Source organism: Loktanella sp. Alg231-35 (genome assembly GCF_900143545.1).
GTDB lineage: Bacteria > Pseudomonadota > Alphaproteobacteria > Rhodobacterales > Rhodobacteraceae > Yoonia.
On sequence record NZ_FREV01000004.1, the window covers coordinates 16,349 to 42,703 of the forward strand.

General features: G+C 57.3%; 23 protein-coding genes. 5 read left to right on the forward strand and 18 right to left on the reverse strand.

Features of this window, described 5'->3' with window-relative positions; translation table 11 throughout:
* Positions 1-42: 42 nt before the first annotated feature.
* The 18 genes from DHN10_RS09920 to DHN10_RS10005 form a co-directional block, all read right to left on the reverse strand.
* On the reverse strand, positions 43-918 hold the full coding sequence (locus tag DHN10_RS09920; protein ID WP_108815191.1) for a LysR family transcriptional regulator: 876 nt from the start codon (positions 916-918) through the stop codon (positions 43-45).
* Positions 919-1,184: 266 nt separating this feature from the next.
* Positions 1,185-2,057: an NAD(P)-dependent oxidoreductase gene (locus DHN10_RS09925; RefSeq protein ID WP_108815671.1), complete on the reverse strand. Its 873-nt coding sequence runs from the start codon at positions 2,055-2,057 to the stop codon at positions 1,185-1,187.
* A gap of 35 nt (positions 2,058-2,092) precedes the next feature.
* Positions 2,093-3,979, reverse strand: coding sequence for an acyl-CoA synthetase (locus DHN10_RS09930; protein WP_108815192.1), 1,887 nt, complete (start codon positions 3,977-3,979; stop codon positions 2,093-2,095).
* 111 nt (positions 3,980-4,090) lie between these two features.
* The gene (locus tag DHN10_RS09935) at positions 4,091-5,881 is read right to left on the reverse strand and encodes an ABC transporter transmembrane domain-containing protein (protein ID WP_108815193.1); all 1,791 of its coding nucleotides are present in this window, start codon (positions 5,879-5,881) and stop codon (positions 4,091-4,093) included.
* Positions 5,882-6,030: 149 nt separating this feature from the next.
* Positions 6,031-6,726: an RraA family protein gene (locus DHN10_RS09940; protein ID WP_108815194.1), complete on the reverse strand. Its 696-nt coding sequence runs from the start codon at positions 6,724-6,726 to the stop codon at positions 6,031-6,033.
* A complete protein-coding gene (locus DHN10_RS09945; protein ID WP_108815195.1) occupies positions 6,727-7,419 on the reverse strand; it encodes an alpha/beta fold hydrolase in 693 nt (230 codons plus the stop codon). It lies immediately after the preceding gene.
* A complete protein-coding gene (locus DHN10_RS09950) occupies positions 7,416-8,540 on the reverse strand; it encodes a cobalamin-independent methionine synthase II family protein (RefSeq protein ID WP_108815196.1) in 1,125 nt (374 codons plus the stop codon). The genes DHN10_RS09945 and DHN10_RS09950 overlap by 4 nt, the downstream gene beginning before the upstream one ends.
* 70 nt (positions 8,541-8,610) lie before the next feature.
* Positions 8,611-9,570: a cupin domain-containing protein gene (locus DHN10_RS09955; protein ID WP_108815197.1), complete on the reverse strand. Its 960-nt coding sequence runs from the start codon at positions 9,568-9,570 to the stop codon at positions 8,611-8,613.
* A 144-nt stretch (positions 9,571-9,714) separates the two neighbouring features.
* Positions 9,715-10,692, reverse strand: coding sequence for a nuclear transport factor 2 family protein (locus tag DHN10_RS09960; protein ID WP_108815672.1), 978 nt, complete (start codon positions 10,690-10,692; stop codon positions 9,715-9,717).
* On the reverse strand, positions 10,689-11,708 hold the full coding sequence (locus DHN10_RS09965; RefSeq protein ID WP_108815198.1) for a LacI family DNA-binding transcriptional regulator: 1,020 nt from the start codon (positions 11,706-11,708) through the stop codon (positions 10,689-10,691). The genes DHN10_RS09960 and DHN10_RS09965 overlap by 4 nt, the downstream gene beginning before the upstream one ends.
* The gene (locus DHN10_RS09970) at positions 11,705-12,469 is read right to left on the reverse strand and encodes an SDR family NAD(P)-dependent oxidoreductase (RefSeq protein WP_108815199.1); all 765 of its coding nucleotides are present in this window, start codon (positions 12,467-12,469) and stop codon (positions 11,705-11,707) included. The genes DHN10_RS09965 and DHN10_RS09970 overlap by 4 nt, the downstream gene beginning before the upstream one ends.
* Positions 12,469-13,512: an ester cyclase gene (locus DHN10_RS09975; RefSeq protein WP_108815200.1), complete on the reverse strand. Its 1,044-nt coding sequence runs from the start codon at positions 13,510-13,512 to the stop codon at positions 12,469-12,471. Before DHN10_RS09975 ends, DHN10_RS09970 begins: the two co-directional genes overlap by 1 nt.
* Complete coding sequence (hisD, locus tag DHN10_RS09980; protein ID WP_108815201.1) at positions 13,512-14,822, reverse strand: histidinol dehydrogenase; 1,311 nt, start codon at positions 14,820-14,822, stop codon at positions 13,512-13,514. The genes DHN10_RS09975 and hisD overlap by 1 nt, the downstream gene beginning before the upstream one ends.
* 13 nt (positions 14,823-14,835) lie before the next feature.
* Complete coding sequence (locus DHN10_RS09985) at positions 14,836-15,363, reverse strand: ester cyclase (RefSeq protein WP_108815202.1); 528 nt, start codon at positions 15,361-15,363, stop codon at positions 14,836-14,838.
* A gap of 88 nt (positions 15,364-15,451) precedes the next feature.
* The gene (locus tag DHN10_RS09990; protein WP_108815203.1) at positions 15,452-16,333 is read right to left on the reverse strand and encodes a carbohydrate ABC transporter permease; all 882 of its coding nucleotides are present in this window, start codon (positions 16,331-16,333) and stop codon (positions 15,452-15,454) included.
* 9 nt (positions 16,334-16,342) lie between these two features.
* Positions 16,343-17,365 (reverse strand): carbohydrate ABC transporter permease, encoded by a 1,023-nt coding sequence (locus DHN10_RS09995; protein ID WP_108815204.1) that lies wholly within the window; start codon positions 17,363-17,365, stop codon positions 16,343-16,345.
* A gap of 83 nt (positions 17,366-17,448) precedes the next feature.
* Positions 17,449-18,675 (reverse strand): extracellular solute-binding protein, encoded by a 1,227-nt coding sequence (locus DHN10_RS10000; RefSeq protein ID WP_108815205.1) that lies wholly within the window; start codon positions 18,673-18,675, stop codon positions 17,449-17,451.
* A 77-nt stretch (positions 18,676-18,752) separates the two neighbouring features.
* Entirely contained in the window at positions 18,753-19,802 is a 1,050-nt protein-coding gene (locus tag DHN10_RS10005; RefSeq protein ID WP_108815206.1) for an ABC transporter ATP-binding protein, read from the reverse strand.
* A 131-nt stretch (positions 19,803-19,933) separates the two neighbouring features.
* Between DHN10_RS10005 and DHN10_RS10010 the strand changes: the two genes are divergently transcribed.
* The 5 genes from DHN10_RS10010 to dctP all read left to right on the forward strand — a co-directional run bounded on the left by DHN10_RS10010 (position 19,934) and on the right by dctP (position 26,345).
* Positions 19,934-20,971: an ester cyclase gene (locus tag DHN10_RS10010; protein WP_108815207.1), complete on the forward strand. Its 1,038-nt coding sequence runs from the start codon at positions 19,934-19,936 to the stop codon at positions 20,969-20,971.
* A complete protein-coding gene (locus tag DHN10_RS10015) occupies positions 20,968-21,750 on the forward strand; it encodes an amidohydrolase family protein (protein ID WP_234417098.1) in 783 nt (260 codons plus the stop codon). The genes DHN10_RS10010 and DHN10_RS10015 overlap by 4 nt, the downstream gene beginning before the upstream one ends.
* A gap of 464 nt (positions 21,751-22,214) precedes the next feature.
* Entirely contained in the window at positions 22,215-23,933 is a 1,719-nt protein-coding gene (locus DHN10_RS10020; protein ID WP_108815208.1) for a sensor histidine kinase, read from the forward strand.
* Entirely contained in the window at positions 23,930-25,222 is a 1,293-nt protein-coding gene (locus DHN10_RS10025) for a sigma-54-dependent transcriptional regulator (protein WP_108815209.1), read from the forward strand. Before DHN10_RS10020 ends, DHN10_RS10025 begins: the two co-directional genes overlap by 4 nt.
* 112 nt (positions 25,223-25,334) lie before the next feature.
* Positions 25,335-26,345 carry a TRAP transporter substrate-binding protein DctP gene (gene dctP, locus DHN10_RS10030; RefSeq protein ID WP_108815210.1) on the forward strand — a complete coding sequence of 337 codons (1,011 nt, stop codon included), beginning with the start codon at positions 25,335-25,337 and terminating at the stop codon, positions 26,343-26,345.
* Positions 26,346-26,355: the final 10 nt, after the last annotated feature.

The window sequence follows — 26,355 nt, forward strand, 5'->3', positions numbered from 1 at the left end:
AAAATCAAATCCAAAAATTTTGACCAATTCAATAAAACATTTTTATACCCTTGCCGCCGCCGTGCTCTCTGCGATTTTCGCTGCACGTTCGATCAGCTGGCTGCGCGGCTCTCCGAGGTAAGATGCTGAAAACTTGAGTGGTTCTGGCGTCCATCCGGGATCGAACCGCGCCAGTTTACCCTCTTTCACCAAGGCCGTGCCAAGCGATACCGGCAAGGCACCGACGGCCAATCCGGCCTCGACCATACGAAAACATGATGACAGCGAAGAAGACGGAAACATCGAGATATCCGGCCCGAAGCGTTCAAACAGGGCCGCGCGCAGCTCTCTGAACGGGCGGGTGTTTCGGGCATATGTCGCGATGGGGATGCTTGCCAGATCGGTGGGTGCTGCGATGCCCGGCGCACTGAACCAGCCCAGCGGCACATCGGGCAGAATGACGTTATCCACCGTGAAGTCCGAGATCGGCCCCAGAAGGATCGCCAGATCAATTTCACGTCCCAACAACTGCTCGCGCAGATTGATCGAGATATCGACGCTAATCTCGATCTTGAGCACAGGATAGGCCGCGCGCAGCGCGCCGACGAAATCGGGCAGCCAGCTTTGCGCAATTGTCTCTGACACGCCCAGCCGCATCAGCCGGTCAACGCCGCTGCTGTCGACGATATTGCGCTCGACCAACTCTGAGAGTTGCTGAAACTGCGTGGCATATTGCAACAGCATATCGCCACGTTTAGTCAACCGCATGCCACCGGTAGAGCGATCAAAGAGCGCGGTATTCAACGCATCTTCAAGCGACTTGATCCGTGAGGTGACCGCTGGCTGGGTCAGGTTCAACACGTCCGCCGCCCGGCTGACGCTATTGAAATGCGCGACGGTCAGGAAGGTGCGAAGGTGTTCAAGTTTGAGGCGTGACACAGCGGAAAACAGGAGCCTTTGAATGGCGCGATTAGGTCAGGTTAGGCCGCAACAGGCAGGCTTGCCAACAGTTTTGGCGGGCGTTCAGGCGCTATCACACAGCTTTGCTTGTACCTTGGCCAGTCGCGTCGAACGCCCTCCCGGCACGGGTACTGCCCGGCAAACGCGGATCGCAGGCCCAGATCCGGACGTCATCGTGACACCAAAGGTGCCGGCCCCGGCCGGCACCATTACACTGTATTAGAGATACTTGCCTGACGGACAGCTTAGTCCAGAGCCTGCAAACGCTTCAGGAGCGATGAGGTATCCCAACGCCCACCGCCCAGTTTCTGCACGTCTTTATAGAACTGATCCACCAACGCGGTGACAGGCAGGCTGGCCCCGTTTTCATCGGCGGTATTCAGGCAAATCCCCAAATCCTTGCGCATCCAATCGACGGCAAATCCGTGATCAAAGTGATCATCCAGCATAGTTTCGTAACGGTTAGACATTTGCCAGCTGCCCGCCGCACCCTGACTGATCACCTCGACCACAGCGCGCCCGTCAAGGCCCGCCTTTTGCGCGAAATGCAGCGCCTCTGACAAACCCTGCACCAGCCCAGCAATGGCAATCTGGTTGCACATCTTTGTCATTTGACCGGCACCGCTTTCGCCGATCCGGCGGCACATCTTGGCATAAACATTAATGATCGCCTCGGCCTTGGCGTAGGTGTCTTCGGCCCCGCCACACATCACCGACAGTGCGGCATTTTCGGCCCCCGCCTGCCCACCAGAGATTGGGGCATCGACATAACCCAATCCCAGCGCTGCCGCCGCATCATGCAATTCGCGGGTTACCGCGGCAGACACCGTGGTGTGATCGACGAAAATGGCACCAGACTGCATTGCACGAAAGGCGCCATCATCCCCGGTACAAACGGCGCGCAGATCATCGTCGTTGCCAACGCAGGCCATAACCATATCCGCCCCCGCCGCCGCGGCGGCGGGTGTCGTCGCCATCGCGCCACCGTGTTCGGTGACCCATTTGTCGGCCTTGGCCTTGGTCCGGTTGTAGACCGTCACCGTGTGGCCTGCCGCCTGTAGGTGCCCGGCCATCGGATAGCCCATCACGCCAAGGCCAAGGAATGCCAGATTCGCCATCATCACTCTCCCGTTGATTCGATTTGGGAGGTAACTTAGTCCGCCATTTCCCAAGGGATAGTGTAGTTATTCAGCGCGCCACCAATATCCTCGGCTGAGACGTCACCTGTCTTGCCGACATGGGCCACCAGACCACGGCGCTTGTCCTCGCTGACTTCGCGCACTTCGGCGGCCAGATCACCCAACGCAGCATTATAAATCCGCGTGATCGCCTGCTTGCGCAGGTCAGGTTTAAAGATTTTTCCAACGGCTGTTTTGGGAAGTTCTGCCAGTATTTCCAGATGCTTAGGGTGTGCAGCCCGCTCGTGAATATGCTCCTTGGCGTAGGTCATCAGCTCTTCGCTTGTGACCTCTGCACCTTCGACAAGTTCCACAAATGCGCAAGGCACTTCGCCTGCGTGTTCGTCCGGCTGGCCGATCGCCCCGGCAAATGCCACGGCCTCGTGCCCGGCAAGCGCTTCTTCGATTTCGGCAGGGTCAATGTTGTGTCCGCCCCGAATAATGAGGTCTTTGGCGCGCCCTGTGATCCAAAGATAGCCGTCACCGTCCTTGCGCCCCAGATCGCCCGTCCGCAGGTACTGCGCATTCGACAAAGCACCCGCGTAGAACAAATCAGCGTTCTTCTCGACTTCCGTATAGGTCATGCCGTCGTACACGCCGGGGTTTGAGACGCAGATTTCACCAATTTCGTCCACGCCACGCTCTTCGCCCGATGCAGGGTCCATGATTTTGACGTCCGTATAGGGAAACGGAATACCGATAGAGCCGACGCGCTTTTCCCCCGTTGGAGGGTTGATGGACACAAGGCAGGTTGCCTCGGTCAGGCCGTAACCTTCGCAGATTGTGACGCCTGCCGCCTCTTCAAACCGGCGGTAAAGCTCTAGCGGCAAAGGTGCAGAGCCGCAGAAGGCCAGCCGCAGGGATGAGATATCTGCATCCACCTTGCGCTGCATCAGCGCCGACATCGCCGTGGGCACGGTAATCATGAAGGTCACTTTGTGCTTCTCGATCAGCTTCCAGAAGTTATCAAACACCCCTTCACCGCGATACCCTTGCGGGGTCGGGAATACGATCTGCGCCCCAGAGCCAAGCGAAGCACCCAGCGACACGATAGTCGCGAAGACGTGGAACAACGGCAGTGGGCAGATTTGCACGTCGTTTTCAGTAAAGAGCAGGCGATCGCCCAGCCAGGCATTATAGACAATGCCGGAATAGCGATGCTGCACCACCTTGGGCATGCCCGTGGTGCCGCCAGTGTGGAAATAGGCGGCAACCCGGTCCACCTTGCTGTCTTCAAAGGTCAACTCTTTGGGCTGTTTTGCCATCTCTGTGTTGAAATCGACCACGGTTGCCTTGTGTGCAACAGGGTTCTTGGGACGGATCAGGGGTACGATGAATTTCTTGAGCCCCGTGAGGTAGCGCAACAGATCAACCTCAACCACATGGGTCACATTGGGGGCCAGACGCACAGCCTCGGCCGCTTTCTGGGCCACATCGGTCTTGGGGAATGCCTTGAGCGTGACCAGCACCTTAGCATTGGTTTCACGCAGGATCGCAGCAATCTGTTCTGCCTCAAGCAGCGGGTTAATCGGATTGACGATCCCGGCGACTTGCCCACCCAGATAAGTCAGGATCGTCTCGGTGGCATTGGGCATGAGGTAAGCGACAACGTCGGTTTCTCCCACCCCCATGCTGCGGAACATGTTTGCGGTTTGGCCGGTCTTGTCGCGCAGCGTCGTCCAATCAAGGGTTTCGCAAGGTGCGTTTGGGTCAGAGAGCAGACTAAAGCTGACGGCTTTGCGGTTCGGAAATTTCCCAGCCGTCTGGCTGAGCAACGCGTAAGTGGTCGTCGGTACATCCCGCTTGTCCCACAGCATTTCGTTTTCGATGGCGTCCCGATCTGCGACACTTGCAAAAGCCATGCCGTCTCCTCCCTATGTTTTCATCACCACTATTGAACTAGCGGCCTCCCTGACAAAGCAAGGTGGGGAAGTTTGCGCACAATCACAAGTATGACGCTACGAAAAACCGCGTTATGCGGCGGCGACACCTTCCGTGAACTGCAATCTGGCCAGCCGAGCATAAAGCCCGCCTTGTGCCACAAGGCTGTCATGGGTGCCCTGTGCCGCGATCTTACCGTCCTCCAACACGATGATCCGATCCGCCTTTTTCACCGTCGCAAGGCGGTGGGCGACGATCAAGGTAGTTCGGGTTCGCGCCAGTTCTTCTACCGCGCGCTGTACGGCAAACTCACTTTCAGCATCCAACGCGCTTGTCGCCTCATCCAGCAGCAGGATAGGGGCGTCGCGCAGAATGGCCCGCGCGATGGCAATCCGCTGCTTTTGTCCACCGGACAACATCACACCGCGTTCACCGACATAACTGTCATAGCCGTCTGGCAGTGCGGTCAGGAAATCATGGGCAACTGCGGCCTTTGCCGCTTCTTCGACCTCGGCATCACTTGCGGTGGGCCTACCAAAACGAATGTTCTCGCGCGCTGTATCAGCAAAAATGACCGGGTCCTGTGGCACCAGCGCGATGTGCTGGCGGAATTCCGACCTCTCAAGATCACGCAGATCGATGTCGTCGATTTTGACCGACCCACCCTGCGGGTCGTAGAACCGCTGCACCATCTGAATGATCGTGCTTTTGCCAGCCCCTGATGGACCAACAAGTGCCACTGTTTCACCCGGCGCAATGCTCAGATCAATTTCATCAAGAGCCGAGATTTGCGGCCGTGATGGATATTGAAAGGCAACCTTTTCGAAACTCAGTTTACCTTGCACAGGGGCCGGCAAGGTGCCCGGTTGAGCAGGGTCAAGCACTGAGTCCTCTACTGTGAGCAGCTCAACCAAACGCTCTGTCGCGCCTGCCGCACGCTGCAATTCGCCCCAAACTTCGGATAGGGCCGCCACGGCGCCGCCGACCATGATCGTGTAGATCATGAATTGCACTAGCCCGCCTTCGGTAATCTCGCCTTGGCTGACGTCTTGCGAACCCATCTGCAAGAACAGCACGATGGCAGCAAAAACCATGAAAATCACAATCGCCGTCAGCAAGGACCGTGTGAGGATCCGGCGGCGTGCAGACCGGTAGCTTTGCTCTGTGACTTCATCAAACTTTGCGCGGCTTAGTTCCTCATGTGTGAAGGCCTGCACTGTCTGTGCGGCCAACAACTGTTCGGACGCATCACCGCTCGATTCGGCGATAAGGTCCTGATTTTCCTTGGACAAACTACGCACCCGGCGCCCCAGAAACAGGATCGGAAACAGAACAACCGGGATCGGCCAAAGCACCATCGCGCTCATTTTGACCGAGGTGAGCAGCATCAGGATGACACCACCCACAAAAATCAGGATGTTGCGCAAAGCGATCGAAGCAGAGCTGCCGATGACCGACAGGATCAGCGTTGTATCAGTGGTGATCCGGCTCAGCACCTCGCCAGTCATGATCCGTTCATAGAACGCCGGGCTCATGCTGATCATGCGGTTGAAGACGGCCTTACGAATGTCGGCAACAACCCGTTCGCCCAGCCGTGTCACCAGATAATAGCGCGCTGCCGTCCCAAACGCGAGAAGTACCGCAATCGTCAGCAGCGTCGCGAAATGCTGGCTTATCTCCTGACTGTTCAACCCAAAGCTGTCCACCACAAGGCGCGCAGCAATAGGGAACGTCAGTGCCACCGTGGCGGTAAAGACCAAAGCAACCCCGGCGCCAATGATGTTGAGCTTATAGGGTCTTACAAAGGGCCAAAGCGCACGTAGTGCCCCGACCTTTTTTCCGGCGGGGCGATCTTCTGGGCTTTGGAGCTGCGGGTCGGCCATGGGTGATCCTTTGCTGCGTCGTAGAGCACATAAAACTGAAACAACCGTTTCACAAGGCAGATGGCCGCATGGGCGCTATGCGCCAATGTATCGTCGCGGCACTTGTTGGAATGCCGGTTTTGTTGTGTTCCGACCCTGCGATCAGCGCGTCATGTGCGCGCTTTTTCAAAGGCCGTCCATGCAGCCTCAAATGCAGCAAAGTCAAACCCTTCAGCATTTGCTGGCTCAAGCACCAGTTTTTCAGTTTCCAGCAGCTTGGTGATGGCCTTTTCCAGATCGGGGATGACCTCTGGTGGTATCACCAGCGCCCCATGCCGATCCGCATGCACCAGATCACCGTCGAAAATTTGCAGGCCAAAGACGGTAACAGTTGTGGCAACTTCTTTGACATGCACAAAACCGTGGCTGGGGCCAATGGAGCCAGCCACAACCGGAAAACCGTCGGGCAGATCGCCCAAATCGCGCATCACCCCATTAGTCAAAGCCCCTGAAAGACCGAACCCTTTGTGAACACTGGTGTTGATCTCGCCCCAATAGGCGCCGATGCAATGCGGAAAATCGCGATCTTCGACCACAGCAATCGCCGGGCGTGGCCCTTCGGCCATATGCCGGTAATAGTCCATGCGACGCGCCTTGATCACCTCTGGCGGCTCTTTGGGTGGGGCAACCGCAGCAATCCGCGCTGTGCGCGCATAGCCCACCATTGCAGGCGCATCGGGGTGTGAGGCCAGCATCGTGCCACGGGTAAAGGCATCAAACCCGCGCTTGCCTTGAGCGACTTCAATCGCGTTACAAACCGTGGGTGTATCAACCTGCCGCAACAGGGTCAAAAGCGTGTCGTTCATTTAGTCCTCCAGCCAGCGCGCCAGCGTCGCGTTCGTCAGTTCTGGTTTTTCAAGTGTGGGCAAATGCCCAGCCCCATCAATGATCTCAAGCCGTGCTTGCGGGATCAGATCGGCCATCAGTTCATGGCGGTGGATGGGGCACAACGTGTCATCGCGTCCACACAGCACCAAGGCGGGCAGATTTGCGCGGCGCAGAGTTTCTGTCTGATCGGGGCGGTCCATCAGTGCGCGGGACTGGGTCAGAAACACATGCGGCCCCAAATCCAGTAACATGGTCATGCATAGTGCGAGGATTTCATCGCGCTGCGGGCCATCGCTCAGGTAGTTCGGCTTCATCTCGTCTCGCATTATCGTGGCCAGCTTGCCCTCTTTAACGGCCATCATCTGCGGCAACCTGCGTGCTTTGATGTCCTCATTCTCGGCCAATGGATTGGTATCCAGAAGGGCAATCCGCTCAACCCGCTCTGGCGCTTGTCTCAGGATTTCCATTGCCACGATCCCGCCCATCGACAGCCCCGCCAGCGCAAAGCGCGACGGCGCATTGATCAAGACATCCGCCGCCAGCTCTGCCACACTAGAGCGATCACAGATCGGCGCGCAGACCACCGTCCTGCGCCCAGAGAAGGCAGCAATTTGCGGCATGAACAGACGCGCATCGCACATCATGCCGGGAAGCAAGACAAGCGGTGTCATGTGATCAGCGCTGCACCCTCCGACATCGCCGATAGCTTGGCATAGGCGATGTCAGGATCAACAGCCCCAAACCCGGCAAAGGTACCAAAGCCGCAGTCAGAACCCGCAATGACACGCTCTGCGCCCGCGATATCGACAAAACGCGCGATCCGCTGGGCAACCAGCTCGGGATGCTCCACAAAATTCGTGGTCGTATCCACGACGCCGGGTACCAGCACCTTGTCATCTGGAATATCCGCCTTGCGATCCCGGAAGGTTGTCCATTCGTGGCCATGGCGTGGGTTGGAAGTTTCAAACAGCACATAGCGCGAATCCGTCGCCATCAGCGTGTCGAACATCTTGGCCACTGGGATATCGCAGCAATGCGGCCCTTCATAGTTGCCCCAGCAGATATGCACGCGCACCTTCTCGGCTGGCACATCCGACAGCGCGTGGTTAAGCGCCTCAACATGCATCTGCGCCACTTTGATGAATTCGTCATCGCTCAGGTCGGTGAAAAGCATATGCCGCGACAGAGCAAGGTCGGGGCAATCCAGTTGCAAATCCAGCCCTGAGGCAACGATGGTTTCATATTCTGTCTTCATCGCGTCAGCCAAGGCCGCCAGATAAGCCTCGCGCGATGCATAGTAGTCATTTTGCAGGAACAGCGAGATCACACCGGGGCTTGCGGCGTTCATGAATCCGCGTGTCGCGCCATGTGCCGCCATTGCCGCCTTGAGGTTGGCGATATCCTTTTCCAGTTCGCCCTGCCCCTTTGAGCGGACCTCGCCCACGCACATGGGCCGTGCGTATTGCGGTGTGCCGCCATCATCAGCGAGGCGTTTGAGAAAGCCAGGAAACATCTTGAGGTCAGCCGGCGCATTGCGCGGGCTGTCACCCCCAAAGCCGGTGTAGCGGTCCTTGACGTAGGTGGCATAAGAAATCTTGGAGGTCTCGCCATCCGACACGATATCAACCCCTGCCTCCACCTGCTTACGCACAGTGTCTGACACCGCTGCCGCCATGCAGGCGTCAAATGCCGCCTGATCGAAAGGCTTTTCATTTTCGCGGGCAAAGATGAAATCTACGACGTCTTGGGTACGGGGCAATGAACCTACATGCGTGGTCAAGACTTTGGACATTTGGTATCTCCTTGGTGTCGACAGCGGCGGCATCACATGAGGTGCCGCCGTGTTGTTCATTTGCTGATGGTCAGCCCTTCCAGGTCAGCCCAGCAGGATCGCCAGTGCCGATGATATGATAAAGTGCAGCCTCGCCGGTCATCGATGGAACAGCGTTATGGGCCATGTTTTCAGGCACTGACATGGTGTCACCCGGAGCCAGCGTGGTGCTGCCGCCCTCCCAAGTGACGCGCCAATGGCCGGTGACCGGCATCAGGACCGAAGGGCGGTCATGGCTGTGCATGTCTTCGGTGGCGCTGGCGCGGGTGATGAAATCCACCTCGAACCCCGGTTTGTCGCGCAGCACGCCGTATTCGCCAATCACCGTGGCCGGTTTGTGATCGGCCAGTGCGACCAAATCCCAATAGCGGGCGACGTGGTTGGGCAGCACCTCTGCTGTGGTGGGCTCTGGCCGTTGGGCCAGTTCGGCATCAGACATCACAGGCATTGGTTGGACGCCATCGGGCAGTTTCGCACCCTTCTTGGTGTCATAAAGCTTGCCGGTTTCAGCAAGGATCAGACCATGATCGGCAGCGTCTTCAATCACCTGCGGGGCCCACATCACACCGCCACCAGCGTCATCACCACCAAGGATTGCCATGATCATCCCATAGTCGGTGCCGATGTTTTCAAACCCGCGGAAGATGCCGGTGGGAATGTTAAAGATATCGCCCTTTTCCAGCACAACCTCGCCCGCATCACCCCAACGCCCCCAGAAAAAGCGCCAACGCCCCGACAAGACAAAAAACGCCTCGGCTGTGCGATGGTCATGCAGCGAGTTGCGGCATTTGGGCGGCTGTCCCGCAGCGCCGATGTTAAAGCCATGCGGAGTGCTGATGTGGACATGTTGATCAGGGGATTCAGAGACACCGCCACCAATGATGGTAAAGTTCTCTTTTTGATCCGACCCCGGCGTGTGGGCGTCAATAAAGGCGGTCTTGCAGGGTTTCAGGTCGCCGTAGCGGACAATGCGGTCTTGGATATTGGTCATCTTGTTTTCCTTTGCTGTTGAATTTGCATCAAAAAACTCAACTGCATGGCGGGCGGTTGTTGAGACGCTTTGCCCGCAGGGAAGCGCGATAGGTGTGGAACCTTTGCGTGACCCGGCTTGCGTCAAGATGGGGAAAACCGGTTGTCATGACTGCCCGCCAGTTTGGAGCAGGATCTGTTTCCAGATCGAGACATGATCAAAAAGCGTCCATTCGCGGCGCAACCCATCGGGGCCAAACTCGGCATGGGTAAAGCCCATCACATAGACGTCCGCACCGGTCGGCTGTCCAAACATGCCCCAGCCGCCGTGTTTACCATGCAGGCCCCAACGGACAGCAGCACGTGGTGACAGCATCGGGTCGTCGCGTCCGATCTGATGTTCAATGCTGAACTTCGCATTGGGGAAAGACGCACGCAGACCCATCCAGAGCTTTTCCGTATCCGCCCAGGAATGCACCGTGGTTGATGCTGGGTGCTCGGTCTGGACGGCGCGGTCATATTCGGCGCGAACTACAGCGAAATCCTTATCCATCATCCGTGTCAGGATATCTGCCAACCGCTGGCCCCATTCATTGTCATTGCCACGGCTCTTGTAAGGGCCATCAACGTCTATGGCGGGGCTGAAGGGTTTGACGCAGGCCTCTGGTCCGCCTTCGCGCGCGATCAAATTGCGTGCGAATTTCTTGGGCTTCATGCCCAGTTGCTTGACGATACCGGCCGTGTCACGGATGAGCCATTCATCGTTGATCTGGCCGTTGATTGCGGCACAATCGGCAATGGCACGGATCACAAAACGCTTGCCGGTGGCAGGGCCGAAGTAGCCATCACCGGTATGCGTGCCCATCGTCAGCAGGCGGTGCGACGACAGGAAACCTTCGTCTTCATTGCCCGACCAGATCACGTCTTCGCCGGTCAACTCGCGGTCTGGAAACTCTGCCAAGGTGGCCAGTGTGCCATTCATCGTGCGTTGGTTGCCCATCGAAACGCCTTCAGGGAAGCGCATGGGGATGTTTTCGGAATAGTAGTGGTTCAGCGTGGCTATGCCCCGGTCTTCCCATATCTCGCGGGTGATTTTCAGGATGTAGTCCGGAAAATCGGTGAACTTGGGATCAAATCCCTTCATGCGGTCCATCCTTTTGGAATGCGGGCCGATCCGCGCAGGATCAGCGGTCCGTCAATGGCGATGCGCCGTGTTTCGCGCGTATCATTTTCGATCTGGTCAAGAAGGATCTCGACTGTATTGGCAATCATACGGTTGGCAGGCTGACGCACAGTTGTCAGGTTATAGGCTGGCCAACTGGCTGCTGGCACATCGTCAAACCCTACCACAGAGACGTCATCAGGCACCCGCAATCCCAGTTCAAACCGCAGGGTGTCCATAACCGCCAGCGCCATGTGGTCATTGGCGACAAAGACTGCCTCAGGTGGGTCAGAGGCAAACATCTTGCGGGTCGCTTCCGCCGCCTTTTGCATCTTAAAGTCACCTTCAGCACGCGAATGCAGCGCGACACCGGCTTGCGCCAACGCAGCAATGAACCCCGCTTCGCGGTCGCGCTGGGTCGAGGCCCCGTCCCACCCGGCGATATGCCCGATCTTGCGATGCCCAGCAGCTAGCAGAAACTCTGCCACTTTGCGCCCGCCAGCATAATTGTCCGAGGTCACCGCCGACATGTTCGGATCATCTTGCGAGCGGTTGAATAGGACCATTGGCACGCCCGCCGCTCGGCAGCGTTCCGACAGATCCGACGACATCGAAACAGATGCGGCGATGATCCCATCCACCTGATAATCAAGGATTTCTTCGACCACGGCATCGATGTTGTCTGCCGTCTGTTCCGCCAGAAAGATCAACACATGATAGCCGCGCTTTTGCAGCTCGTTTGACAGTTTTTCCAGCGCTTCAGGATAGAACTGGTTCTCAAGATAGGCCACCACCAAGCCTATAATTCGGCTTTTGCCCGAGACCATCGCGCGGGCCAGAACATTCGGCCGATAGCCAAGTTCTTCTGCGGCCTTGCGTACTTTCTCGACTGTTTTCTTGGACGCAGAGGCGCCCGGCGTAAAGGTTCGCGACACGGCAGATTGACTGACACCTGCGCGTTCGGCCACTTCTGCGGATGTCACACGGTTCTTGCTCATTCTGCTGTCCACCCGCCATCGATCATCAGGGCTGTGCCTGTGACCAGCGCTGACGCGTCTGAGGCCAAAAAGGCCACAGCGCCCATGATATCCTCAACCTCGCCCACGCGGCCCAGCTTGATTTTGTCTTCAATCCACGCCCGCTTGTCGGGTTGTTCAAAGGTTGGTCGGCTTAATTCGGTCAGGATGAACGTGGGGCAGATCGTGTTAACACGAATGCCCGTCTTGCCCCATTCAATCGCCATTGCCTTGGTAAAGCCCTCGACGGCGTGTTTGCTGGCGCAATAAACCGCGCGTTCGATGCCGCCCACATGGGCCATCTGCGATGAAATATTGATCAGACTGCCCGGTTTGCCAGCCTCCAGCAGCCCTTTGGCCACCGCCTGTGTCAGAAAGTATGCGCCTTTGATGTTAAGATCGGCGACCGCGTCAAAATCATCTTCGATGGTATCTGCAGCAGCACTATGCCGCGCGATCCCGGCAGAGTTCACAAGCACATCAAACGGGCCACTCTTCGTGATTGCCTGTTTTGCCGCCGCGACGTCGGCCACGTCGATGGGCAGAACCTGCGCGGACATGCCTGCAACGCGCATGTCATTGGCGACGGCCTCCAATACGTCCGCACGTCGCCCGGCCAGCGTCACTTCTGCTCCCGCCTCGCCCAATGCTGCCGCACAGGCCAGCCCGATGCCTGACCCGGCCCCGGCGACCAATGCGCGCTTGCCATCCAGACGAAATGAAGGGGTTTTCGGCAGGGTCATCAGATAGCTCCAATCGGTGAAGGAATGCGGCCCGGAACCCGTGCCTTGTTGAACGCGCGTAACCGCGCAAATACATCTACGCCCAATTGCGCATAGACGTCCAACAGATCGACCAAAACCCAGTTTTCGCGGATCAGACCGTCTTCGACCCGCCAGAAATCAAGGCTACGCATTGTGATCTCTTGCCCCGCAGGTGCGATCCCCAGCCAGCCGTCGCCGGTGACAGTCATCTGCATATTTGGCCAGCCCGTCACAGCGACATAGGCCCCATCCGCAAAGAAATGCGACGTCAGCGTGCCGCTTGTCCCGCCCCTGCGATCTGGCAGAGCGTTAAGAAACGGGATTTGATGCCAGTGGCGAAAACCTGCAAGCCCGCGCGCTGAGCCGATCCCGGCGGGGCCGTACCAGTTGACGCGCGGGTGCCAGAACGCCTCAGCCTGCATGATTTCCGGCCCGCCTTCGGAGGGATGCCGCGAAAGCTGCGTCAACATTGCGATCACATGATCGTGGCTCGCTTGGCTGTCGGCTGCGGTGTGATCTACCAAACCATCCTGTGTCATCGGTCCAGGCACACAGAACTCGCGCCCCAGGCTGGGCACCATCGGCCAGGCCTCTGCCTGCATCATCAATTCGGGTAGGTCCCAAATCCCCTGAACCTCAACAACTTTAGCGTCTTCGAAACGGTAAAATTCGTGAAACCGCATATAAGCCAGATGCCCGGTTGGCGGGATATCCATGAAGGGTGCAACGAAGCTGCCTACATATTGCCCCATGCACCCCACCCATTGCGCGCCATCGCTATCGGAGCCTTCAACGACGATTAGGTCGCGCCGCTCAAGATCAGGCATCGCCGCCAGCAAGGGCGCATAGGCGGTGTCATAAAAGGCTTGCCCCGATATCTGCCCCAAAGGATGGAACAGGCGCACCGCTGCCTCTGGTGTCAGAAGGTCAGCAAATGCACTGCGTACGCCCATTTCGGAAAAATCCATCATCGCCCGGCGGAGCGGGGTCAGATGACGCTTAATCCCAAGGGCGTCTGGCATTACTCTGCGGCCTCACCGTAGGGAACGTTCTGCCCACCGTAGCGGCGGACACGCAGGTTACATTGTTCGGCATGACCGACGAAGCCTTCAAGCAGGCACAGCCGAGACCCATAAGCGCCGATCTTTGCGGCGGCCTCATCCGTCGTCACCTTCTGATAGCTGTGGGTCTTGAGGTATTTTCCAACCCAAAGACCACCCGTATATCGCCCCGCTTTCTTGGTGGGCAGCGTATGATTGGTCCCTATGACCTTGTCACCATTGGCCACGTTGGTCCGTGCACCTAGGAACAGCGCGCCATAGCAGGTCATGTTCTCTAGGAACCAATCGTCGCGGTCCGTCATCACCTGCACATGCTCGGACGCGATATCATCAGCGACCGCCAGCATTTCGTCATAGGTGTCACACAGGATAACTTCACCGTAGTCGTCCCAACTGACCTTGGCGGTCCCTGCGGTGGGCAGGATATCCAGGATACGGTCAATCTCGGATAGTGTCCCTTCGGCCAGCTTGCGCGAATTGGTGACCAGAACAGCCGGAGAATTGTAGCCATGCTCGGCCTGCCCCAGAAGGTCAGTCGCGCACATCTCTGCATCGACGGTTTCATCTGCGATCACCATCGTTTCTGTTGGACCGGCAAACAGGTCGATACCCACGCGGCCAAAAAGTTGCCGTTTGGCTTCGGCTACAAAGGCATTGCCCGGCCCAACCAACAGATGAACCGGGTCGATGGTTTCGGTGCCAAGGGCCATGGCCCCCACGGCCTGAATGCCGCCCAATACATAGATCTCATGCGCGCCGCCCAGATGCATCGCGGCAATCACGGCGGGGTTTGGTTCGCCGTTGAAAGGCGGGGTGCAGGCGATGATGCGGGGCACGCCTGCGACCTTGGCGGTGGCCACTGACATATGAGCAGAGGCAACCATCGGGAACTTGCCACCTGGCACATAGCAGCCCACGGATTGCACAGGGATATTCTTGTGCCCAAGGATCACGCCGGGCATCGTCTCAACCTCGATATCCAACATGCTGTCACGCTGGGCCTGTGCAAAGTTGACGACTTGTGTCTGCGCGAACTTGATATCCTCCAGATCGCGCGGGCTGACCTTGGCGATGAGCGCGTCAATCTCATCTTGGGTCAGGCGATAGCTGTCGCGATCATAGCCGTCGAATTTGTTGGCAAGCTCGCGCACGGCTGCGTCGCCACGCGTCTCAATATCCTTGAGCGTTGCCGCCACGACGGCAGCAGTCTTGGCGTCATCCTCGGCGCGATCGGCTTCGGTTTTTCCGCTTTTGAGGTGTGTGATTGTCATTGCTTTTCCTCACTTAGTCCGGTCGAGGCGCGTCACGCGTGCCTCGATCATATGCTTCCCAGCCTTCACCCCTGAACAGATCAACGCCCAGCTGCGCAGCAACATGGGCGAAATCGACATTCACCCAATTGTCGACAATCTTGCCATCGACCACCTTCCAGAAATCCATATAGCGAATTTCGACACGCTTACCTGTCGGGGCGATGCCCAGAAACTCACCGGAATGCGTGGCCTCCTGCCGGCCAAAGGCCGCAGCCCATTCGCCCATGTAAAGGCGGGCCTCATCAATACAGGTTTTGTCAGAGAACGCCGCCTGAAACGGGCGCTGCCAATTGTCCTGAAATTCCCGCAGGCCGGTTTTGGTGCCACAGCCTTGATTGCCCATCCAGCGGAAATTCTCGGCAAAGAATTCGCCAATATCAGCGATCCTGTGATCATTCAGGCCATCAACCATGCTTTCGATCACAGCGCGCGTATCATCGGTCTTTGACATATCCGTGTCGCGTGTCAGAACCGCCTGTTCGGGACGTGTACCTATCATGCGCTGTCTTCCTCCAATACTTTATTGACCAAGGCGCAGGTGCCTTGCGCAAGCTGAACGCCACATTCTTTGCGCTGAAGCATCCGCCTCACCCTTTGACCGCACCTGCGGTCAGGCCGCCGACAATCTGTCGTTGGAAGAACATGATCATCAGGAACAGTGGTGCCGTCACCGAGACGACCGACGACACGGCAAACATCACGTTGCCCTTGGTCTGCGTGGTGCCAAGGAAGCTGGCCACTTTGGGGATCATCGTTTGGTTTTCCTTGGACAGCAGCATCGTCGTGACCGCAAAGTCGTTATAAGCCAGCAGGAATGAGAACAGCCCGGTGGTAATCACACCCGGCCACATCACCGGAATGATCACATTACGGAACGCCTGAAAGCGGGTGCAGCCGTCGACCATGGCACTTTCATCTAGTTCCGCCGGGATGTTCTTGAAGAATGAATGCAGCATCCACAGCGTGAAAGGCTGATTGATCGCAACAAGCACGATGATTGTGGTCGCCGTATGCCCCCACAGGTTCCACTGGAAGAACACGGGCAGATAGCCGGACACCAACGTGATCGGTGGCATCGCCCGGAAAATCAGCGCCGCCAACAAGAACCAGAACGCATAGCGATAGGTAGATCGCGCCAGCGCATAGCCGCCCAAAGTGCCCAGTGTCAGAGAAATCGTCACGACAAAAAAGCACACGATGATCGAGTTCCAGGCCGCGCGCCAGAACTCTTCCTGTACCCAAGCCCCGTAATATCCATCACCGGTTATGCGACCGCCGGTCTCGGCCTGCGTCAATGTTCCCCGCAGCGCATTCGCCCAATCCGCCTTGGAAAAGAAATCACCTTCAACCTTGAACGATCCCCAAAGCGTCCAAAGGAACGGAAACGCCGCAAGAAGCATCCAGATCGCCAGAATAGAGACGACCAGAAAGGTGACGGCTGGGGGTTGTCGCTTGAGTGTGCTGGACATCGTTTTCACCTATTTCCGATCAAAATCGCGCCATGTGCGCACAAGGACGGGCGACAGAAGGATCGCCACACCGATGATTGTCAGCACCGAGGTCGCGGCCGCCGATGAAAGCTGGCGGGTCTCTCCGCCAAGGTCGTTGAAGATGGCCCAACTGAGCGACGTGGCGTGAGCGTTGGCGGCAAAGCTGACGATGGGTTCAAACACCCGGAAGTTATCCATCAACTGCATCAGCGCAATGAATGTCGTCAGCGGCAGCAGATGCGGAATGATTACATGCCGGATTTGCAGCCAGCGGTTGGCACCATCCACGCGCGCGGCTTCCAATGTGTCCTGGCTGACGGTCTGAAGACCGGCATAGTAGACGATGAAGGCAAAAGGCGCAGAGTGCCAGACGCCGTAAACCATCAGCATGATCCACATCAGTGGGGTTGACGCTTTGACCGAAAGATCAGGATCGCCTGCCAATTGTTGCAGCAGTGTCCCGATTATCCCGCGGGCATCAACCATCCAGAACAAGATCAGCGCGCCGACAAGCGGTGTGATCATCATCGGCAACAGCGAGAAAAAGATCAGCGGCCCGCGCAGCGCCTTGGTCGCGCTATTTACAGCCACGGCAATGATAAAGCCCAGAATGATCACCAAAGGCGTGACCACAAAAGTGTAAGTCAGGGTAAAACCCATCGCCTTGTAGAATGGCAAGTTAAGCATCTGCGCGCCAAAATCGCGCCAGCTATTGGTGCCGTTCCACGTTTCGGCAACTTCCGTTGCCGCAATGTGGTTGCGGTCCAGATAGGTCTTCAGACCAGCAAACTGCCCCAAGGGCCGTTCTGCACGCAGTTCGGCAGTCGCCTCTTGGTCAATGGTTGTGGATTCCTTGCAGCCAAACAGGTCACAGGTTTCAACCGCACGGATCACCTGTTCATGCTCAACATGGAACGACTGAATGATGACCGAGATGATGGGGAAAAAGATAAACAGCATCATCGCGATGGCCGATGGAAGAACAAACCAAAAGAACGATCTATGTTTCATTGTTCAATTGCCCCCGTGGCATTGCGCGATAGTGAGAAAGGTGATGTGAGGCAGAGATCTCTGCCCCACATCCGTTGGGTTCCTTACTGAAGGAAGCCTTTTTCGGTTGCCGCAGCGGTGTAGGCTGCTTCGGTGTCGGCCAGTGCCTGCTCTGCGGATTCTTTGCCCAACAAGAAGTCGGACAGGTTATCGCCCAGCGCAGTGTGCAAAAGGCCCTGATAAGGCAGCATCGGGTAAGATTGTGTGCCTGCTGCGATGGCTGCAAAGACGCCATCATTGACCGGTGCAGGTGTGTAGCCTTCGATCATCCAGACGGCCTGACTCATGGTTTCGTCATTCAGGATCGCAGGGCTTGTGCCGTGCTTAAGGGCCAAGAATGTCGCCGCTGCGTCTTCGTCCGAGATGTTTTTGGCAACAGTCCAGCCGTCCCACCACAGTGTTGACGCAGGGGTTGAGCCACCACCAACAGTCAGCGGACCGGCAACAGTGATGTTTGTGTAGACCTGCTCTTCAGCGCCTTCATCATCCATCAGAACCCCCATGCGAGAGCCCCACATGTTCATCAACATCACGTTGCCCGCTTCCATCTCAGCGCTTGTTGCGTTGGAATCGTGGGTCAGGAAGTCAGGGTTCATATATTCCGTCAGCGCCTTCATCATATTCAGCGCCGCAACACCCTGTTCGTTGTTGATCGAAGCCTCGGCAGTGCCGGGCACATAGAATTCGCCACCATGACCCAAATACATGTTCACGAATTCTTCGGCGAGGTTCCAACCCGCAGCATATGCGCCGCCCACAGGATACTCGCTGATGTCAGCTTCGCGGATCATTTCAGCCGCTTCCAGCACTTCCTCATAGGTGGTTGGCACGCCGACGCCGATCTCTTCCAGCACGTCCTTGCGATAGGCCAATGTCTGGGCGTTCGCCATAAAGGCCACCGCCATGATGTTACCATCAATGGTGATCAGCTGGTTCTTGGGGATGTCCTGACCGTATTCAGCGACCAGATCGTCCAGCGGGCGAATGACGTCTTCGTTCATCAGAGCCACGATGGAGGAATTTGCAATGATCGCACTGCTGTACTCGGCAGGGTTGCCCTGCATACCGGCCAGATTGATCTTCTGGTGATCGGCGGTCAGGTTCGCCTTGACCTCGCCACCGGTGCAAGCAGCAGCACCTTCGGCAACTGTGTGAATGGCGGGAAATTCATTCCCGACAATGCTGACATTGCCCGGAATTTCGCATTCCGCGAATGCAGCCCCGGCGATGATTGACATAGCGCTAGTCAGCGCAACCTTCTTTAGAAACATATCGTCTCTCTCCCTGTTGTCCGGTGCATCTTCGAAGTCTGCACCCATTGCCCCCGCAGTCGCGGGAAAATAGGGGGTTACCCCCCGATGCGCGCACCTGTTGCGGAATCGAACAGATGGCAGTGCTCGTTTGACACTGAAATCGACACAGTGTCGGCGATCTCAGCGCGATAGGCTTTGTCAGCCTTCACGCTGACAAGTGCGCCGCCGATCCGGACTGACACCATGGTGGCATCGCCCAAAAGCTCCATCGTATAAATCGGGGCGTTGATGTGTCCGTTGCCTTCGGCGACAGAGGCATCTTCCGCGCGGAAGCCCAAAGTCACATGTCCGTCAGGCGCGCTTAGCCCCGTAATCTCGACATTGGGCGCCCGGAATGTGCCGCCAGTAATCTCGCCTTCCATCAGGTTCATGGCCGGGTTGCCGATAAAGCTGGCAACAAAGGCATTGGCAGGTCTGTCATAAATCTCTGTTGGGCTGCCCACCTGCTGCACAACACCGTTTTTCATCACCACAACCCGGTCTGCGAGGGTCATGGCCTCGATCTGGTCGTGGGTGACGTAGATCGTTGTCACCGACAGCTCATGGCTAAGGTTCTTAATCTGCGCACGGGTCGACACGCGCAGTTTTGCGTCAAGGTTCGACAGCGGCTCATCCATCAAGAACACATTGGGTTCACGCACAATCGCGCGGGCCAAGGCAACACGCTGGCGCTGACCACCAGATAGTTCAGCCGGTTTGCGATGCAGGAAATCATCCAGTTCCACCATGGCACTTGCCCGGCGGACCTTTTCATCATGTACCGCCTGATCAATCCCGCGCACCCGGAGCGGAAAGCGGATGTTTTCATAGACGTTCATGTTGGGGTAAAGCGCATAGCTTTGGAACACCATGGCCACATCGCGGTCCTTGGGTTCAAGGTCATTGACCCGCTCCCCATCGACCAGAATGTCGCCTTCGGTTGCGTCCTCAAGCCCGGCAATCATGCGCATCGTGGTTGTTTTGCCGCAGCCGGACGGGCCAAGCAGAACAAGAAATTCCTTGTCGGCAATGGTCAGGTCAAAGTTATCGACCCCTACAAACGACCCCCAACGCTTGGACAAATTGCGCAGCTGAATTTCGGCCATATTTCCCCCTGACGGAATGCAGGCAATTTTTGCATTCGTTTGCAAAGAGCATAGACAATAGGCTTTTTGTTTGGCAACTTGTTTTTGCAATCGCATGCAATAATTGCACGTCAGAGAGAGAAAGCGCATAGATGACTTCCGATTTTCACAAGGAAAAGCAGATAGTTGCAGAGTATTATGCTCAACTTGACAGCGCGACACCGGGCGCCATTGCATCGGTACTAGAGGCCTTCACGTCCGCCGATTACATTTGGCGCGGGTATCATCCGTTCAATGAAATGACCGCTGCCCATGACGTCGCCGAATCGTTCTGGCAGCCTCTGCGTGGCGCGCTAACATCGCTGCAGCGGCGCATGGATGTGTTCATGGCCGGCCAGAACACAATTGCCGACGAAGGCGGCGTCTGGGTTGTCTCGATGGGGCATCTGATGGGTCTTTTCGACCAGCCATGGCTGGGCATCCCTCCGACTGGCAAGATGGCCATGTTGCGCTATTGCGAATTCCACTGCGTTGACAACGGCAAGATTTCAAAAACCGCGATGTATTTTGATATTCCGCATCTCATGACACAGGCAGGGCTGCACCCCTTCCCTTCGCAGACAGCCGCACATCTGGTCCAACCCGGACCGATGACGCATGACGGTTTGATGTTCGCCGCCCAAGACCCTGCCAAAGGCCAAAAAACGCTGGATGTGATTGAAAAAATGATCGGCGATCTGGGGCAATGGAACAGCGGCCTTAGCCTTGTCGAAGAGTTGCGGCGCACCTGGGCGGAAGACATGATCTGGTGGGGGCCCGAGGGGATTGGTGCGACCTACACCATCGAACGCTATGCCAAACAGCACTCCGGGCCATTCCGCGCGAGCTTGACTGATCGGTCCAAAACCAAACACGTAGCCCGCCTTGCAGAAGGCAATTTTGGCGGGTTCTTCGGATGGCCAAATTTCACGGCAACACCATCGGGCGGCTTCATGGGCATGTCGGCCAGCAACACCCCCGGAGAGTTCCGCGTGATCGACATTTATCGACGCGATGGCGACAAACTGGTGGAAAACTGGGTCTTCATTGATCTGCTGCACTTCTGGAAAATGCAGGGCGTCGATGTACTGGCCCGCACCACCGGATTTGGTGCAGGCGGTGAGAGCGGTGCGCAGGGAGGTGTGAAATGATCGATGCCCATCATCACCTTTGGGATTTGTCGGCAGTCAACTACCCATGGCTGATGGCCCCCGGTGTGACGCGGTTCTTTGGTGACCCCACCCCGATCCAGCGCGACTATTTGATGGCAGAGTTCCGCGCTGAAGCTGCCGCTCAGGGCGTGACCGCATCTGTCCATATTCAGGTCGGCGCAGAGGACGCCATGGCCGAAGCGCGTTGGGTGCAATCGGTGGCTGATGCCAATCCTGATTGGCCACTGCGACAGGTGGTGTTTTGCGACCTCACTGCACCTGACCTTGCGGTGCAGCTGGACGCGTTTCAGACCCTGCCTTCTGTGGTTGGTGTACGCCAGATCGTCGGGCGCGCACCCGACGAAGATGCCGTGACCGGAACAAACGATCTGCTTGATAATCCAGCGTTTGTTGCTGGCCTGAAAATGGCAGGCCAGCGGGGCCTGCGCTTTGATTTGCAGCTGATCCCGGAACTGATGGCAAAAACAGCGGGGCTGCTGGAGCAGGTGCCAAATACGCCCGTGGCGCTTTGCCATGCGGGGTCACCCCATGACCGGTCCAGTGAAGGTTTGACCGAGTGGGCAAAACAACTTCACCGTCTGTCGGACCTTGCCCATGTGACATGCAAATTGTCAGGCTTGGGCATGTTTGATCACAATTGGCGGCCCGAGGGCATCCGCCCCATTGTAGAGACCTGCATTGAACAATTTGGCACAACGCGTGTGATGTCGGGTCAAATTTCCCGGTCGACAAGCTCACGTCTGACTATGCCACACTGACCCGCGCCTACCGCGACCTTGTGCCACGAGACATGCACGCCGCCGTTTTCGAACGAACGGCGGCGCAATTCTATGGGATCCATAACCACGACGACTGATCATGACCTTTCTGTTTTGGGCAGATGTTGAACGCAGGCCAGCTAGTCGCGGTCTACGAGTGCATGGAAATCCACGTCAAACAGCAGCCAACGCCGCATGCCGTGTTGATTACAAAGGACATTCAGGCAAAGCGTTCGCGCCAACTTGCATTGCGAAAAAGTTAGTCAAATTGCTTACCATTACAAAATCACATCATCCAAGGATTTCGGGTGATCGGCGACAGCCTCCCACCCGTCTACGGTGATGATGAAACTATCGCCCAGTTGCGAGTGGCATGGTGAGGGCACAGTCGTGCAAGAACCGTCCGTTTCCGACAAAACCACGCGAAGGTTGATTTTTGGCGCAGCACAGGTCAAGTCAGATCGATGCGTGCGATACATTTCATCTTTCTGGCGCTCGTTCTGGCGCTTGCGGCGGGGCTGCAGGCGGTCTCTTTTTCCTACTTCAAGGCGCAAGAGACCGAGAAAGCGGCGGCGCGGCTTACGTTGTATCGCAGCGCACTCGAGACTGAATTGCGCCATTTTGCGCATTTACCGTTTCTGCTGTCGCTCGATCCGGTTGTTGCCCGCACATTGGCCGGAGCACCGGGGGATGAACTGGACTACAGGTTGGCGCGCTTTGCACAAAGTGCGGGGCTTGAGGCCATGTATCTGATGAACAAGGACGGTCTGACCATTGCCGCCTCCAACGCGCGTGGCAGCAACAGTTTCAAAGGACAGAACTACGCCTTTCGCCCATATTTTCAGGCAGCGCGGAACGGTGAACTGGGTGAATTCTATGGGATCGGCGCCACAACGGGCGTTCCGGGGTATTTCTACGCCATGGCCGTGCGCCCTGCGCAATCTGACGCGGAAGGCGTGATTGCGATCAAGATTGACCTATCCGCCTTGCAAGACAGTTGGCAGGCATCCGGCGAACGGATCATTCTTGCCAATGCAGATGGCGTTGTCCTGCTCGCCTCTGATCCCAGCTGGCGTTACAAGACGCTCGCCCCGTTGACCCTCGAACAACGTAACCGGATCGTGGCATCACGTCAGTTTGGCACCGAGCCGCTCGGCCCGCTGGATTGGTCTTTCAACCAAAGCCGTGAAACCGCGACCATCGGCGATGAACGGTTGTTGTATCTCAGCACGGCTGATCTGCCCAATAGCTGGTCGTTGCATTTCTTTGTACCCAATGATCAGGCGCTAACGCGGGCCTGGTTGACCACGGGTACTTTCCTTGCACTGATCCTGCTGAGTTTCAGCGCGTTTCAGGTGAACCGCGTCCGGCGTATTCGCGGCGCCCTGCGCGCGTCAGAACGCGAAGAAACGGAACTCCGCCTCGCCAACGAACGGTTGGCGGTTGAGATCGACGAACGCCGCGCCGCAGAGCAAAGCCTGCAAAAAACTCAAGCCGAGCTGGAACGCGCGGGGCGGCTCGCGGCATTAGGGCAACTGGCCTCTTCGGTGACCCATGAATTGGGCCAACCGATTGCGGCGATGCGCAACCAACTGGTCGCCGCCGAAATGACCGTGGGCCCGACCAGCCTGAGCGACAAGATGCAAGGCCTTGTCGCGCGGATGGAAAACATCACCGGGCAGTTGAAGTTCTTTTCGCGCAAGGGCCGCGACAGCTTTGAAGATTTTAATCTGGCCACAGTGATGCAAGACGCGCTTGATCTGCTGGAACCCAGCATCACCGCCCGCGACGCGCAGGTGCGCTTTGTACCTCATGCTAGCCCCCTCACGCTCAACGCCAATAAACTGCGGATCGAACAGGCCATGACCAATATTGTGCGCAACGCACTTGATGCGGTTGATGAGGCGCAGACACGCCAGATCGAAATCACGATGGGGAACACCGCTCGTGATGTCTGGTTTGAGGTGTCCGACAGCGGCCATGGGTTGGGCGACAAGACCTTTGACGATCTGCGCGAACCCTTTGCAACAACCCGCGAAAGTGGGCAAGGCATGGGTCTGGGTCTGACGATCTCGGCGGGGATTGTGTCCGATCATGGCGGCACGATCACCGCCACAGACAGCCCACAGGGTGGTGCGGTGTTTCGCGTGACCCTGCCCCGCAATGAAAGCATGGCATCATGACCCAGTACCGCGTGTTGATCATCGACGACGACCTGCTGATGCGAAATTCACTGGTTGATCTGGTTGAAGCGGCCGGTTGGACAGCCAAACCATTGGCGCGAGCGACCGATGCTGCGCGTTGGATCACGCAATTCGCGCCTGATGTCATTTTGTCAGACGTGCGGATGCCTGAAATGACAGGGATTGAGTTGTTGCGAAGCCTCGAAGCCGCACCACCTGTTGTGCTGATCTCGGCCCATGGTGACATTCCAACAGCGGTTGAGGCGATGAACCACGGCGCTTACAGCTTCATTGAAAAACCGTTTGATCCCAAACGGCTGTTGTTGATCCTGTCGCATGCCGCCGAACAGCACCAGATGCGCAAAAGCAACCAGCGCCTGAAAGAGCGCTTGCAACAGCTTTCGGGGTTAGATCGCACATTACTGGGCCAAACGCCTGACATGCACCGCCTGCGCGATACAATCGCAATGGTCGCAATTGGTGATGCCTCCGTCCTTGTGCAAGGCGAAACCGGGACCGGAAAAGACCTTGTCGCGCGGGCTGTTCATGACCTGTCCCCGCGCTGTGACAAGCCGCTAACGGCGGTGAACACAGCACAGATGAGCAGTGATCATCTGCATCACGTGGCGCAGAGTGCCGCCGGTGGGACGCTCTTTTTGGATGAAATCTGCGCCTGCCCGCCTGATCTGCAACCCATGCTGCTTCGTCTGATTGACACAGGCGAAGTACTGGCGCCGGGACAAGGCACGCCCGAACGGTTGGACCTGCGCGTGATCGCCGCCACGAACGAAAGCACTGCAACCGCCGTTGCCGAAGGCCGGTTGCGGCAGGATCTACTCTATCGGCTTAGCGGGTTTGAACTGCATCTGCCGCCTTTGCGCGCGCGACGTGATGATATTGCCATTCTGATCACCCGGTTCCTGCAGGAATTTTCTACGCTCTATGAAACGCCTATACCTGACTTGGGTGACGCTGAACTGTCGGTCCTGATCGCTCATGACTGGCCCGGCAATGTACGCGAGTTGCGCAATGTGGCCGAGCGACGCGTGATGATGGCACGGCAAGGGTTTGGGTCGATACAGGATGCGATGTCGGGTGTCTCTGCCGATCCGTCCGACCGGCCCGGACTACGCGAAGCTGTCGCCGCATTTGAGCGGCAGATGATCAGCAAAGCGATCCAAGCCCACGCAGGGAGGATGGATGATGCAGCCGAAGCCCTAGGCATCGGCAGGCGCACCCTGAACGAAAAAATCGTCAAGCTGGGGTTGGACAAAGACGCGCTTTTGTAGCCCTGCGGAATTCCGCAGGGCGTCCACAAAACCGCGCGCGTTTTTCTTCATGCGTCCGATCATCCGATTTCGGCTTAGCTGCTCTCACAAAATTTCTGGGAGGAGAACCGAAATGAAAACGCACCTGACATGCGTGGCCACTGCCGCGCTTTTGGCAACTTTGGCGAACCAAGCTACCGCTGAAGAGTGGAACGTATCGCTCTGGGGTAAGCAACGCGCCTTTACCGAGCATGTGGAAAAACTGGCCGAGCTGGTCAGCGACAAAACCGATGGCGCATTTACCCTCAACATCAGCTACGGCGGCCTGTCCAACAACCGCGAAAACCTTGACGGAATTTCCATCGGCGCATTTGAAATGGCGCAGTTCTGTGCAGGTTATCACCGCGACAAGAACCCATCGATTACTGTGCTTGAATTGCCGTTCCTTGGTGTCAGCTCGCTTGAGCAGGAGGTCGCATTGTCCATGGCCGTCTACCAGCACCCCGCCACTGTGGCCGACCTCGCCCGCTGGAATGCAACGCTGCTGATGCCTTCACCATTGCCGCAATACAACATCGCTGGCGTAGGTGACGCCCCATCCTCATTGGACGACTTTGATGGGCTCAGCGTGCGTGCAACAGGTGGTATCGGGGCCGCGATGGAAACGGTTGGCGCTGTGCCCACATCAATGTCCGCCAGCGAAGTACGTCAGGCGATGGATTCGGGCGTTGTCAAAGCCGTGGCCTTTGCCCCCCACGCCCATATGTCTTTCGGAACCATCGAGAACGCCACTTGGTGGACTGAGAACCTCAACCCCGGCACCGTGAACTGCCCCGTTGTGGTGAACACCGACGCGCTGGATGGGTTGTCGGATGCGCATCGCGATGCATTGCTAGGGTCGGTTGACGAAGCGCTGGATCACTACATCGCCAACTACAACGGTGCCACGATGGACGCTTGGGGCCCTGCCCTTGCGGAACGTGGCATCGAAGTGGTCAGCTTCTCAGACGATGACATCACAGCATTCAAAGAGGCGGCAGCGGCGCCTGCTGCTTCCGCATGGATCGCGCAGAACGCAGACGCAGGCCTGCCCGCGCAAGAGCTGTATGACCTTGTCACCGGCATGATCGCAGAGGGCAACTAAGCCCAAGTTG